The 12,611-nt window shown below is 36.9% G+C and carries 12 protein-coding genes and 1 pseudogene; 1 reads left to right on the top strand and 12 read right to left on the bottom strand.

Going from position 1 to position 12,611, the window contains the following annotated elements:
- Positions 1-361: 361 nt before the first annotated feature.
- From WD048_05615 to WD048_05605, 3 genes are all read right to left on the bottom strand, one after another.
- The gene (locus WD048_05615; protein MEX0811675.1) at positions 362-1,792 is read right to left on the bottom strand and encodes an amidase; all 1,431 of its coding nucleotides are present in this window, start codon (positions 1,790-1,792) and stop codon (positions 362-364) included.
- 839 nt (positions 1,793-2,631) lie between these two features.
- Positions 2,632-3,234: a YceI family protein gene (locus WD048_05610; protein MEX0811674.1), complete on the bottom strand. Its 603-nt coding sequence runs from the start codon at positions 3,232-3,234 to the stop codon at positions 2,632-2,634.
- Between the two features lie 99 nt (positions 3,235-3,333).
- Positions 3,334-3,867, bottom strand: coding sequence for a sigma-70 family RNA polymerase sigma factor (locus WD048_05605; protein MEX0811673.1), 534 nt, complete (start codon positions 3,865-3,867; stop codon positions 3,334-3,336).
- Between the two features lie 436 nt (positions 3,868-4,303).
- On the opposite strand from WD048_05605, the gene WD048_05600 reads away from it, so the two are divergent.
- Positions 4,304-6,577 (top strand): NADP-dependent malic enzyme, encoded by a 2,274-nt coding sequence (locus WD048_05600; GenBank protein ID MEX0811672.1) that lies wholly within the window; start codon positions 4,304-4,306, stop codon positions 6,575-6,577.
- A gap of 141 nt (positions 6,578-6,718) precedes the next feature.
- Here the strand turns inward: WD048_05600 and WD048_05595 are convergent, their stop codons facing one another.
- The 9 genes and pseudogenes from WD048_05595 to arfB form a co-directional block, all read right to left on the bottom strand.
- A complete protein-coding gene (locus WD048_05595) occupies positions 6,719-6,874 on the bottom strand; it encodes a hypothetical protein (GenBank protein MEX0811671.1) in 156 nt (51 codons plus the stop codon).
- A gap of 90 nt (positions 6,875-6,964) precedes the next feature.
- Positions 6,965-7,429 carry an amidase family protein gene (locus tag WD048_05590; protein MEX0811670.1) on the bottom strand — a complete coding sequence of 155 codons (465 nt, stop codon included), beginning with the start codon at positions 7,427-7,429 and terminating at the stop codon, positions 6,965-6,967.
- A gap of 30 nt (positions 7,430-7,459) precedes the next feature.
- Complete coding sequence (locus WD048_05585) at positions 7,460-7,747, bottom strand: hypothetical protein (GenBank protein MEX0811669.1); 288 nt, start codon at positions 7,745-7,747, stop codon at positions 7,460-7,462.
- Entirely contained in the window at positions 7,744-8,136 is a 393-nt protein-coding gene (locus WD048_05580) for a hypothetical protein (GenBank protein MEX0811668.1), read from the bottom strand. The genes WD048_05585 and WD048_05580 overlap by 4 nt, the downstream gene beginning before the upstream one ends.
- Positions 8,129-8,956 (bottom strand): hypothetical protein, encoded by an 828-nt coding sequence (locus WD048_05575; protein ID MEX0811667.1) that lies wholly within the window; start codon positions 8,954-8,956, stop codon positions 8,129-8,131. The genes WD048_05580 and WD048_05575 overlap by 8 nt, the downstream gene beginning before the upstream one ends.
- A 328-nt stretch (positions 8,957-9,284) precedes the next feature.
- Positions 9,285-10,367 (bottom strand): DUF4365 domain-containing protein, encoded by a 1,083-nt coding sequence (locus tag WD048_05570; protein MEX0811666.1) that lies wholly within the window; start codon positions 10,365-10,367, stop codon positions 9,285-9,287.
- Positions 10,368-10,588: 221 nt separating this feature from the next.
- Entirely contained in the window at positions 10,589-11,341 is a 753-nt protein-coding gene (locus tag WD048_05565; protein ID MEX0811665.1) for a hypothetical protein, read from the bottom strand.
- Entirely contained in the window at positions 11,334-11,825 is a 492-nt protein-coding gene (locus WD048_05560; protein MEX0811664.1) for a hypothetical protein, read from the bottom strand. The genes WD048_05565 and WD048_05560 overlap by 8 nt, the downstream gene beginning before the upstream one ends.
- 382 nt (positions 11,826-12,207) lie before the next feature.
- Positions 12,208-12,591, bottom strand: a pseudogene (gene arfB, locus WD048_05555) (alternative ribosome rescue aminoacyl-tRNA hydrolase ArfB).
- Positions 12,592-12,611 lie beyond the last annotated feature (20 nt).

Raw genomic sequence — 12,611 nt, 5'->3', positions numbered from 1 at the left:
TTTTTCCATTGCTGAAAAAACGAAGCAAACCCGCCTGACTATTTCAGTTCGGGCAGGAAAATCTAGGCTGTCTAAAATTCAACTAAATTCTTTGCTCAGTAGCTAAATTTCAGGAACTCGCCATTAAAAATTATCTAATTTAGTCAATCTCGCTTGGCTCAAACAGCCTGAAATTTGACACTACTTTCACTTCGAATTTTAAGCTGAATTTTCGAATAGCCCTTATAAAAGAAGTGATTTTTATAAAAGCCCCCCCCCAACTGGTGCGCATTTTGCCGCCCAGCCAGTGTAAGCGAATGCCCGCCCGGTTGCGCCTGTCGGACGGGCGTTCCTACTCAGGGCTAAATGCATTAACCCATGTTTAATCTTCCGTAATCTTTTTCCAGGGTTGCGCTTCTTCTAACTGATAGGACAAGTCAAATAAAAGGTTTTCTTGTCCATGATTGGCCCATAATAACATACCTATTGGTAGTCCTTTTGCTTCATCAAATCCCATTGGCAGCGATATGGATGGACCGCCCGATGCATTTCCATATGGAGTGAAGCACGTCCATTTTACGATGCGTGGAAACAATTCATCAAATTCGAGATCCATACCCAGATAACCCAATTCAGGGGCTGCGTTGGCTACTGTTGGCGTTAACATAAAGTCTATGTCCATTTCCGAGAACATCTTTTTATATTGATGATAGGATCTGCGCAGTCGATGAACGAAGAATGGGGTTTTATGAATGTTCTTCAAATGGTGTTTTGATAGGCCTTTTGTCAGCTTCGAAACCTTGCTCGGCATAAAAGATGGCCCAAACATCAGTTTGCCAAAATTTTGGCAGTAAAAGGCGTTCATAGCCCATAGATCAATAAAATCCGTTGAGAATTGTTCTGTAATTGGAAGATCTACTGGCTTCACTTCATGACCTAATGACTCTAAGAGTGCTGCAGTTTTATGCAATGCATCCATAGAGGCAGCATCGGCTTTTATATCGTTTACAGAATCACCCGAAAAACCAATTTTATATTTTCGTTTTGATGGACCTTCAACAAGCCCGATAGGAGGCAGCTTGCGGTTTTTGTAATACTTTTCAGCATTCGCGTAAAAATAGGCAGTATCGCGTACCGAGCGGGTAATAACCCCATCAATGGCAATGTCCACGAGCTGGGTTTTGAATAGGCTGGTCTTTAACAATCGCCCCCGTGTTGGTTTGAGCCCGACAGCACCACAACACGCTGCGGGAATTCGAGTGGACCCGCCACCATCAGCGGCATGGGCCAGCGGCACAACACCTGCGGCTACCAATGCAGCAGCTCCACCAGAGGAACCACCGGCAGTATGGCCAATGTTCCAGGGATTGCAGGTATCTGCCTGATTTTCAAATTCGGTGGAACAGGAGAATCCAAATTCAGGCATGGAACTGGTTCCCAGGTTTACAAAGCCCTGTGCAAATATCTGTTTGGCAATTGGGTCTGTTCTTTTTGACGGCTTCGCATTTGCAAATGCTTCAGAACCGAAATAGGTAGGCATGCCCTTCACGTAGGTCATGTCTTTGATGAAGGTTGGTATGCCCGCAAAAAAGCCGGGATGCGTTTCATTGGAATCCGCTAATCCCTTTTCATAACGATCTGTCACGACCGCATTTAGGGAAGGATTGACTTTTTTTGCTCTTTCAATAGAAGCCGCCACTACTTCACACGGGTGTATTTCTCCTTTTTTGATCAATGCTGAAAGCGCAACTGCGTCTAAATCGGCCAGTACATCATCGGTAAATCCGTGCACTCTTTTATCGCTTATTGCCATTTGATTTATTTAACTATTCGGGGAATTTTGTTTTTGTTAACGGTTCTGTGTATTGTGCGTATCCCATATGGTATGTATTATGCATAATCAATAATATTATTTCTTTTCTTTCATAGCATTAAAAATAATTGGGTCTTTAGGTTTTATCCCTTTTTTTCTTCTGTACCAATCGACAAACCTCTGATAATTTCCAATCAAATAAATACAAACTATTATGAAATTTGTGAATGAGACAAACGCAAGCAGCATCTCAATTCTATATATATTGTAATTTAGTTCTTTTAGTTTGCTTAGTTCTTCATATGTTAAGTGCTTTAATAAATTAGAATTACGAACATGGGGTCTCACTTCATATTGCTGGTTATAAGACTCTTCTAATTTGATTCTACTATTAACTTGCTTGTTGTATGTTGATAAAATAAATGTTTTATTTATGTAGTGAATTGTATTGAAGAAAAATGGATTCCCATAATTGGAGTGCCCAGTTAGACTTCATTCAGGAAAATTTCAAAGAAGATAGTAGTTGAGCACTAGCCAGAAAGAATTCTGGCGAACCCGTTCGTACCGAAAATCCATATTATAGACTTCTGGATTGAACCCGGCCAGGTGCCACATTTTTCTCCATTTCCCGCCCGAATGTAATGTTGGGCACGGGCAGGGCAGGAAAAATTTGGTGCCCAGCCTCCATAATATGTATGGGCTTTTTGGATTCATTGTTGTCTCATAAACCTTTGGGGCTTATATGGTTAACCCAATCCCATAATAAAAACAGCCACCACTAGTATTGTAATGATGGCTGATAATATTACTTATTCGAAATTAATCTGCTGCTGATCGTCTTATTTCTTCCTGTTTAATTCCATAGGAATATGGATTTCTACTTCATCTCCCACGACCATTGTAGCTGCCCAATCGCCAGTTCCAACTCCATAGTCTGTTCTATTTATGGATGTTTTGATATCCACTCCTAAAATTAGCGTACCCTTCATCATTGGGTGTTCCATTTGTCCGGTAATTTTTAGGGGAATGGAAACTTTTTTGGTGACATCCTTAATAGTAAGCTCACCGTGAACGATATACTCCTTATCGGATTTTTTTTCAAATTTGGTCGATTTGAATGTCATTTTTGGATAAGTTTCGGCATCAAAAAAGTCTTTAGACTGAAGGTGATTGTCTCTTTTTTCATTATCAGTATCGACACTTTTGATAAAAACCGTAAATTCTGCAGAGCTGGCTTTTAAATTGTCAGGGTCGAAATGAAATTCACCTTCAAAATCCTTAAACTTTCCTGTAACCGTTGAAAAAAAGTGGCCGACAGAGAAGTTGACAGAAGTGTGGGCCTTGTCAATCTCCCATTTGGTTGCTTTTTGTGCATTTACCGAAAATGCAACAAACACAGTTAATAATACTGCTAATCCTAAATTTTTGATTCTTGAATTCATTTTTTTAAAGTTTTAGTGTTATGATAATCAATTTTAACTATCTAGCTTAATATACCAATATTTAGAAAAAATCACCCAGACTAACAATTTTTTTTTCAATTATTTTTCTTGTTCCTTGATTCTTCGAAGTTGTTCTACACATTTATGCTTTTGATTTTGAGCATTATGCCTCGTAGTGTAGCCATATTCTTTTTGTATTTGTTCTATAGCTTTATTTTTGAAAAATATATCGTGTATAAGCTTGTTGCAATGATCTGTTGCATTAAGCAAGTATTCTTTTAACTTATCTGTATATGTTTTTTCCTTTTCAATGGCATCAGAAACGGTACTTAAAAATTCAGTGCTTTGAATCTCATCTATTGAAAGATCAAATTTTCTGTCGCGTAGTTTTTTGAACCAAAGATTTTTGCAAATGGCAAATACATAGGTATTTATTGATGCTGTGAGTTGAAAATTATCTTTGCGTAGCTTTTCTACCAGCACCATCATCGCATCTTGAAACAAGTCTTCGGTATCGGCTTTATTTCCACTGTTGTTTACTACAAATTTTGAGATTTTGTGAAAATTTTTTTGGTACAATTTTCCAAATGCGAAGTTGTTTTCTGTTTTTAAATCTATTAGGTTGTCATTCATTTTTCGCTCATCAAAATTTTTACAGAAATAATTTTTTTAGTCAAATAGCTATACATATTTGTTAAGAAGCCCTGGTCATTTGATTTTTATCTTAACCCTAAAATACAAAATTTTGGCTTAGGTAATTACAGGCTCTTTGCTGAAACAAAGGCGTGGCTTGCCATTTTTGAAGAGCCAGATTATATCGCAGATGCCCTTCCTGCAAAAAGGGGAGTTCCCAAAACAATCCTGCTTTTTGAGTTAAATACTTTCCTTAATTTCGGATATTCAATAATCGGGCTTTTGTGTCAGCATTTGGGTATTTGTTGGTCTATTAAAGCAAAGCATTATTGGATGTTCAAGCCTGGAATCAGGATTATTTCAGTAAGATTTCAATTTGTATTTCTTGGTTTTTAAATAATTTAATTTATAACTATCCAAACAGGACTTTATTTTTATGGATAATAAAAGGAAGAAAAAAGAAGCATTAAAATATCACAGTGAACCCAGACCGGGCAAAATAGAAGTAATCCCAACAAAAAAATACTCCTCACAAAGAGATTTATCCCTGGCTTATTCGCCAGGTGTAGCACAGCCTTGCCTAGAAATTGCTAAAAACAAAGAGGATGTCTATAAATATACATCAAAGGGAAATCTTATTGCAGTAATCTCCAACGGCACGGCTGTTCTAGGATTGGGAAACATTGGCCCTGAAGCTTCTAAGCCCGTAATGGAAGGAAAAGGATTGCTCTTTAAGATTTTTGCTGATATTGATGCATTTGATATTGAAATTGATGCTGAAGATGTGGATGCATTTGTAGAAACAGTGAAAAGGATAGCTCCTACATTTGGAGGAATCAATTTAGAGGACATAAAAGCTCCTGAAGCATTCGAAATTGAAAGGAGATTGAAGGAAGAGCTCGATATTCCCGTGATGCATGATGATCAACACGGAACTGCCATAATCTCAACTGCCGCACTTAAAAATGCACTTGAAATTGCCGAAAAGGATATTGAAAAAGTAAAAATAGTAGTAAGTGGCGCAGGAGCGGCAGCAATTTCATGCAGCCGGCTGTATATGTCCTTAGGTGCCAAAAAGGAACACATTATAATGTGCGACAGCAAAGGTGTGATCAAAAAAGACAGAATAAACCTTAGTGATCTAAAAGCTGAATTTGCAAGCGATAGGACCGACCTGCAAAGCCTGGAAGATGCAATGAAAGATGCCGATGTTTTTGTGGGATTATCCACCGGAAATATTGTAAGCCCTAAAATGCTTAAAAGTATGGCCAAAAAACCCATAGTATTTGCCATGGCAAATCCCGAGCCTGAAATAGACTATAATTTGGCAATAAAAACCAGAAGCGATATCATTATGGCGACCGGCAGGTCGGATTATCCCAACCAGGTAAATAATGTACTGGGGTTTCCCTTTATCTTCAGGGGAGCCTTGGATGTTAGGGCCAGCGAAATAAATGAGGAAATGAAAATGGCTGCGGTACATGCGCTTGCAGATCTGGCCAAAAAATCTGTTCCCGAGCAGGTTAATATCACCTACAACAAAGTAAATATTTCGTTTGGCAAAAATTACATCATTCCCAAGCCCTTTGATCCCCGGTTGATTTCCGAAATTCCACCGGCAGTGGCAAAAGCTGCTATGAACAGTGGCGTAGCCAAGAAACCCATATCCAATTGGGAAAAGTACAAACAAAACCTGGAATACAGGTTGGGAACAGGAAATAAGATAATCCGGATGCTGCACAACCGGGCCAAAGACAATCCCAAAAAAGTAATATTTGCCGAAGGCGACCATTTAGATGTGCTAAAAGCGGCACAAGTGGTCTATGAGGAAGGTATTGCCACTCCAATATTATTGGGAGATAAGGAAACCATTGAGGAGCTGATGGAAGAAATAGACTTTGATTGTAAGATTGAAATAATAGATACCAAATCTGCCAAAGAAAAAAAACGCAGGAGAAAATTTGCTGAAAAATACTGGGAAATAAGACAGCGTAAAGGCGTTACCCTCTTTGATGCTGAAAAGGCGATGCGTGAAAGAAATTATTTTGCCGCCATGATGCTTAAGGAAGGTGAGGCCGATGCCTTTATTTCTGGATACGCCCGTAAATACGCATCTGTACTGAAACCCCTTATAGAGATTATACCAAAAATAAAAGGTATAGACCGGATTTCTTCAACTAATGTGATGCTGACCAAAAGAGGCCCCATGTTTTTATCCGATACGGCCATTACACCTAATCCTACTGGAAAAGAACTGGCATTAATCGCTGAGATGACCGGCATGGTAGTCAAGATGTTTGGCATGGATCCTGCCATTGCGATGCTTTCATATTCAAATTTTGGATCTGCAAACAATCACACTTCCAGAAAAGTGAAAGAAGCCATAGATATTCTTCACGAGACCTGTCCCGATTTTGTGATTGATGGAGAAATACAAGCAGATTTTGCTTTAAATCCCAAGATGTTAAAAGAAAAGTTTCCTTTTTCCAAATTGGTCGGAAAAAACGTCAATACCTTGATTTTCCCCAATTTGGATTCTGCTAATATCAATTATAAATTATTGAAAGAACTGTATGGAGTTGATTCAATTGGACCTGTGATAATGGGACTTACCAAACCCGCCCACATTCTGCAGCTCGGGGCTAGCGTAGATGAAATAGTAAATATGACGGCACTTGCCGTTGTAGATGCACAGAATAAATCTCAATAAACTTGCAATTGCAGCAAGGCTTCCCTTAGCAGTGCCAATAGCTTGTGGTGGTTGTTTTGCTTCATGTATGCCTGGTACTGACCAAACTAACATGGGGTATGAGCAGTGGAAGGGTAAATATAGTTCGTTAAAATGAACGGCTCAAAGGACATAGTTCTGAGGAATCCGGTGGGGTTTGGGATTGGCTTTTTGAAAAAGCACATATTTCCAACCACAAAGCCACCAGGAGCACAAAGTGTTTGGGTTGTTTTTAGTAAGACTTCCAAAGTCTTTGAGACTTGGGAAGTCTATCGTCATTGGAAATGGAAATTGGTAAATTGTTTTTTGAAAGGCACAAGCAGGCCTGCCCGAACTGGGATAGGCGGGCTTTCGCTCATTGGCTAGACCTCATGCGCCAGCATTGGGATTGCAGGTATCTGCCTGATTTTCAAATTCGGTGGAACAGGTGAACCCAAATTCAGGCATGGAACTGGTTCCCAGGTTTACAAAGCCCTGTGCAAATATCTGTTTGGCAATTGGGTCTGTTCTTTTTGCCGGCTTCGCATTTGCAAATGCTTCAGAGCCGAAATAGCTAGGCATGCCCTTCACGTAGGTCATGTCCTTGATGAAGGTAGGGATGCCCGCAAAAAAGCCGGAATGTGTTTCATTGGAATCCGCTATTCCCTTTTCATAACGATCTGTCACGACCGCATTTAAGGAAGGATTGACTTTTTTTGCTCTTTCAATTGAAGCCGCCACTACTTCACGAGGGTGTATTGCTCCTTTTTTGATCAATGCTGAAAGCGCCACTGCGTCTAAATCGGCCAGTACATCATCGCTAAATCCGTGCACTCTTTTATTGGTTATTGGCATTTGGTTTATTTATCTATTCGGGGAAGGTTATTAACAGTTTCTATGCGCAGTGTGCCAAAGGACATTGCGTACATGTTTACGTTCTATTTTTTGTTTCTGTTCAGTGGTATGTGCAGATTTTGCACATACCACACCTTCATCTAATTCTCCTTCCTTGAAAATATTCTTTATATGCCGTCCGACAACTGTTCTGACCCGATTAAATAATTGTCCAAGTTGCTCTTGATTAAGCCAAACTGTATCATCATCAAAAGTTACCAGAAATTCTGTATGTCCATCAGAACTTTGATAGATTTTAATTTCGCTATTCTTTCTCATTTCTTTTGCTTCGTTGGTTTTTTGTGTGGATCACACTTGCAAAACGTATTTAATCCCTTTTTGAATAAAATAATAGATATTAATGTGGGAGGTAAACCAATAACAGTAGTTGCTATCACATCGCTTAGAGTCCCAATAAGAGTAATCGTGTCTTGAAGGTCGGGGTCATGTCGTTTTATGCAATATTTCCACTCTTTACATATCTTTGATTTTAATTTATCTTCAATTCCTTGAAGAAGTTGTAAAGCCCTATTTACATCATCTTTAGGTGAATATAATGTATCCTCATCATGTGCAACAGAAAATGATAAAATCGAATACAATAGCTCGATGTCATGATTTACATATAATTTAATTGACTCTTTTGGAATATCTTTTACTCTATTCATAAGGTATCCAAGTTTGGTTTTCTTTATCAACTTTAAACAACAGATAAGACATCTTGATATTGAACTGAATGCATGTTGATATTACAGCAAATTTAATCGCTAAAAATTGAGGTAAGTCTTTGCAACGCAACTTAGCTTCAAAATAGGGAATCGCTAATTCAAATGAGTTGACAAAAATTTGTGTTTTGTCCGTTTTAAACAAGACATAAAATTCAATCGCTTCATTGTTCATACATTTTGCGGAAAGCATGTCTAAATTTATCTTGTTGTTGATAAATCTTATCAAGTCTTGAGGACTATGTGCTGCACCATTAACCTTAAGAAAACGAAGAGTGCTATACTTAGTTGGTAGGATTGCCATAAATTCAGATAGTTTAAACTCGTTGACATCTTTCCCAAGTATGGTATTGGCGTATTGTCTAACGACATTATCACGCATAACTACTAATTTAGTAATGATTTTATTTTGGAACTGAGTATTAGAATTATTATCCATTTCATTAGTTTTAACCGCTTCATCGGCATGGTTGCCTAACAGGTAGTCTTCAAAAATCTTGTGAAATGAATTTTCAATGCATAAAAAGGGTTTATAGCCATTTGAAAAATTATTGAATACTTCTATAAACTTGGTTATACCAGCACTTGATAGTGAAAACCTTAAACATATTCTGTTATTTAAGTTATACATATAAAAACACAAACCATCAATAGAAGAAATTACTCCAAAGTATTGATGGCTAGTCCTATAAAAGGAAGAATTATCTAGAAAAAATAAATCACCAATCGAGGGGTCACAGGCACAGAAAATTATATCATTCATTGTTAATGTCGTAATTATTATTTCTCACGCATCACGCTTGCCTCCAACGGTTTTGGTATATGAAAAGTTGGGCATCTCGGAACGAATACCTGTCCACCGAAACCAAAAGTTGGTTGCGAGCCAAACCCTTTCAATTTATCACTGTCCGCCCAATTTTTTATATACCATGTGTGCGCCTTGAATGGTAAATATAGTTTATTAATCTGAACGTCCCAAAGGGTGGTACTGACGATAAATGTCAGCATCTTGGATGTGAGACCTGCCTGAATGTTTCATTTAGGCGGGGGCGGCACTGGGGGTCTTTTGACGGTCTGTGCCGTCTACACGATTAGCAGTTTGTGCTTTTTTCATTTTCAGAATCTTGAAATTCATAAACGTAATCAAAGATTACCGAGTCTCCTCGATTTGCCCACTTGTCAAAAATGCTGGTTTTTATGGAAGAGAAATCCGCCTTCAAGTTTCCAACGGTTAGGTCATTCTTTTCTGAAAGCCATGCCCCTATTGAGGAACCAATGTATCGCTCCCTTATCGTACAATAGTAATGAAGTCTTGGGTCATCAAAGTCTTTAAACTTATCAGTAAGATTTAATGAAACTGCGTGATTTGGAAAATTATCATACAAAACTCCTAACGCGTTAATGCCAGTTCGGGAACATTCTTTTCCTCTCAAGATTAGTTTGGCAATGTGATCTGCATTCAGACTATCTCCATGTTCTCTGATAAACTTAAATAGAAGTTGAGAAACTTTATTTCCCTCAGGTGTTGCCCAAATAGCAGTTCCAAGTTCTATTACTCTACTAATTAATGAATAAAGATAGTCTGGGTTATCTGTATGTTCCCGTAACTCTTCAAGATAATCGAACAACATTTTCGATAACTTATCATCGTACAGTTTTTGTGAAAGATTGGCCAAATCTCGCACAGCTATATAAAGTTGGGTCGAATTTTCCCAATTTGCAATTGAAATGAGCTCTCTTTTGAGTCCTTCCGTAAAATCATTCTTCTTGTCAACTTTAACGGAAAAGGATTTAGTTTCACTTTCATTGTAAATATTAGAAACATTCTTGGTATCAATTAGCCATTTCTGCAACCACACAAACCAAGTTTCTGAAGTGTCTGCTGATACCATTATCAAGATAATCGGTATTCGACATTCATAAACATATCGCAAAAAGGATTTAGGTAATGCCTCAGTCAAGAAGTCTGTTTTAGAGCTGAGAGTTTTATGTGTTTTAATTTGAGCTTTGATAAACTTTCCCTGCACCTGTTCTGGAGCCAATTCCAGTTCTATGTCAATTCCAAAATCCTCTGTTAATCCGCGAGCTATCCAAAAGGATGATTGTCGAACTTGCATTTCAACTATGCTATGTCCTAATGATCCTATTTTTTGAGACTCTGTTTGTTTAGGCATGGGTTGTCTTTATTTTCATAACCGCTAACGGTAAATTGTATGAGTAATGGCAGATTACGTTGTTGTTGCCTGTCAAATCGCTACGCACTTTGAGCGGGCTGCAAACTTTGAAAGTTAACACTTTCCCTACCATTACTTATATAAAATGCTAGGTGGTGGCTTTGATTTATTCTTATTTTTATTATATAAATCAACTATGAGTTTTTATCAAGGCAGTTTTATCAAGATGGTCTATTTTTAATTATTTCCTTTATTTTTAAAGTTCTAAGTTTTACTACAACTGTTGCCTTCAAAGCTTCAATGTTTTTAACAACTTCACTTAAACTGTATCTAGAATTTGAGATTATTTTCTCAGATTTTTTATTGTTCAAGATATTATTTTGAGAATCAATTAAACTTTTAAGTTGAATTATTATTTGTTTTAATAAATCTTTCAAATTGGACGTTGCATCTTTCTCGAAGCTTTGTAGTAAATCAATAAACTCATGTATTTCATATAGATCTGACTTTATGAATTTATTTTTTTTAAAGTCAATTCGGTTAAAAAATTCTAATGTCTCTTGTAGCATGTAACCATCTAGGTTCTGAGTTTCTTGTTCTTTAATTTTGTTTTTAGCTTTTCTTCTATCTTTTAATTCTAAAAAGAGAGAAAAGAATGTAACTAAAGAAAAAATGATTAGCGATATAGGAACAGCAATGTCAAAGAACTTTTCTTGAGTTGTTTTTTCTGGAAAATGAAATTGAATATTGGGGTTTGCCAAATACACGCTATCAGGAAATTGAGTACGAGAGACTCCTTCAAGAACAATATTCGGATATATAGTATCTAGCTTAATTTCAGGCTTAACTGTTATATGTTCAATCTTTACCACTTTTTCTCTTTTTTCGAATGGCTTGAAAAATAGAATAACAAAAGTTAATAGAGAAACGGTTATTCCTACTATAATTGAAGTTGGTATTTTGCTCTTACTCATCTTTATTTCTATTTTTTATTCTTTTTATTAACTCGGTAATCAAACCAGCAATTACACCTGATAGTATTGTTGCTGTCCACATCCAAAAGCGATTCCACCCTGTGTCACTTTCATTTTTTTCAACAATAACATTGCGGATATCATTAATGTTTCTATTGATTGAATCTATAGGTAAAAAAAGCTTATGTGAATTATTCATATTAAAAAATAGAGTATCTGATTTTGCGATTCCAGGAAAAATTGAATCTTCAAGAATAAATGCCATATTAGGATATGCAAATTCAGGAAACTTAATACTAGTATCAATTCTTGATTCCCATAGGGATTTCCACATTGTTGGGTTACCATATAAGCTATATGCTACTTGACTAATATTTTCATCCTTGTCTAGATAAAGAATTTCACCATCAATACGGAAGGCAAATGCCTTTGATGATAATAGAAGAACAAAAAATATTATTGTTATTCTTTGAAATTTTATCATAGTAATTTAATTAAGGCTCAGGTGTAAAACAAATGAATTCATAGAGATCATATTCTTTTGTACTATCATTTTTTATATACTTTGCTTCATGTTTTCATTCAGTTTTTGTCTTAAAAAATGAAAAGGAATATTTCTGTCAACTTGCAGCTAACTTGTTTATAGTCATACCTTTTCATACATATACAGCCTACTCTAGCTGTATATGTATGACTCGTGTAATATTTCTTGTGAAGTTAAACTTTTTCATACATCATCATAAAAGCTATTTTTAAAAGCTGGAAGTAAAATACCTGGTTTTAGCTAAGTCCCACGAGATTGCCACAAAATTTCCGAAAAGGAAATTTTTCGCAATGACGACTTTCAGGGAAGTAGGAAGGAAAACCTAAAAATCTTTATTCCTACGCCATTTCTTCTTCTCAGATTGTATTTTTTTGCTTTTCAGTCTTTTCTCTTTTGCTTTCTTTGGGATTTTGGTAGGAATGCGTTTTTTGTTTTTTCTCAGTGCCTCTTCCAGGCTTTTGCGCAAACGCTGAATGGCCTTTTCCTTGTTTTTGCCCTGTGAACGGGTACTTTGGTCATAAATCTGCAATACACCTTCGCTACTTATCTTTCCGGCTAACTTATTGCAAATGCGCTTTTTTTCATGATCCTGCAGTCCTTCTGACCTGGTAATATTCAGGTGTACGAGTACTTTGGTTTCTGTTTTATTCACATGCTGTCCGCCCTTGCCACCGCTGCGTGCAGTAGAAAAATCCAGCTCTTTCTCAATTTGTGTCCAGTTCATAT

It is taken from the genome of Chitinophagales bacterium (genome assembly GCA_040877935.1).
Classification (GTDB): domain Bacteria; phylum Bacteroidota; class Bacteroidia; order Chitinophagales; family CAIOSU01; genus JBBDNB01.
Note: the sequence above shows the minus strand (reverse complement) of the source record. Positions and strands in the feature narration are given on the sequence as shown.

Coding starts and splice junctions, on each gene's coding strand:
- WD048_05615 (MEX0811675.1), bottom strand. CDS start 1,792: ATGGCAATAAGCGATAAAAGAGTGCACGGATTTACCGATGATGTACTG.
- WD048_05610 (MEX0811674.1), bottom strand. CDS start 3,234: ATGAATTCAAGAATCAAAAATTTAGGATTAGCAGTATTATTAACTGTG.
- WD048_05605 (MEX0811673.1), bottom strand. CDS start 3,867: ATGAATGACAACCTAATAGATTTAAAAACAGAAAACAACTTCGCATTT.
- WD048_05600 (MEX0811672.1), top strand. CDS start 4,304: ATGGATAATAAAAGGAAGAAAAAAGAAGCATTAAAATATCACAGTGAA.
- WD048_05595 (MEX0811671.1), bottom strand. CDS start 6,874: ATGACGATAGACTTCCCAAGTCTCAAAGACTTTGGAAGTCTTACTAAA.
- WD048_05590 (MEX0811670.1), bottom strand. CDS start 7,429: ATGCCAATAACCAATAAAAGAGTGCACGGATTTAGCGATGATGTACTG.
- WD048_05585 (MEX0811669.1), bottom strand. CDS start 7,747: ATGAGAAAGAATAGCGAAATTAAAATCTATCAAAGTTCTGATGGACAT.
- WD048_05580 (MEX0811668.1), bottom strand. CDS start 8,136: ATGAATAGAGTAAAAGATATTCCAAAAGAGTCAATTAAATTATATGTA.
- WD048_05575 (MEX0811667.1), bottom strand. CDS start 8,956: ATGAATGATATAATTTTCTGTGCCTGTGACCCCTCGATTGGTGATTTA.
- WD048_05570 (MEX0811666.1), bottom strand. CDS start 10,367: ATGCCTAAACAAACAGAGTCTCAAAAAATAGGATCATTAGGACATAGC.
- WD048_05565 (MEX0811665.1), bottom strand. CDS start 11,341: ATGAGTAAGAGCAAAATACCAACTTCAATTATAGTAGGAATAACCGTT.
- WD048_05560 (MEX0811664.1), bottom strand. CDS start 11,825: ATGATAAAATTTCAAAGAATAACAATAATATTTTTTGTTCTTCTATTA.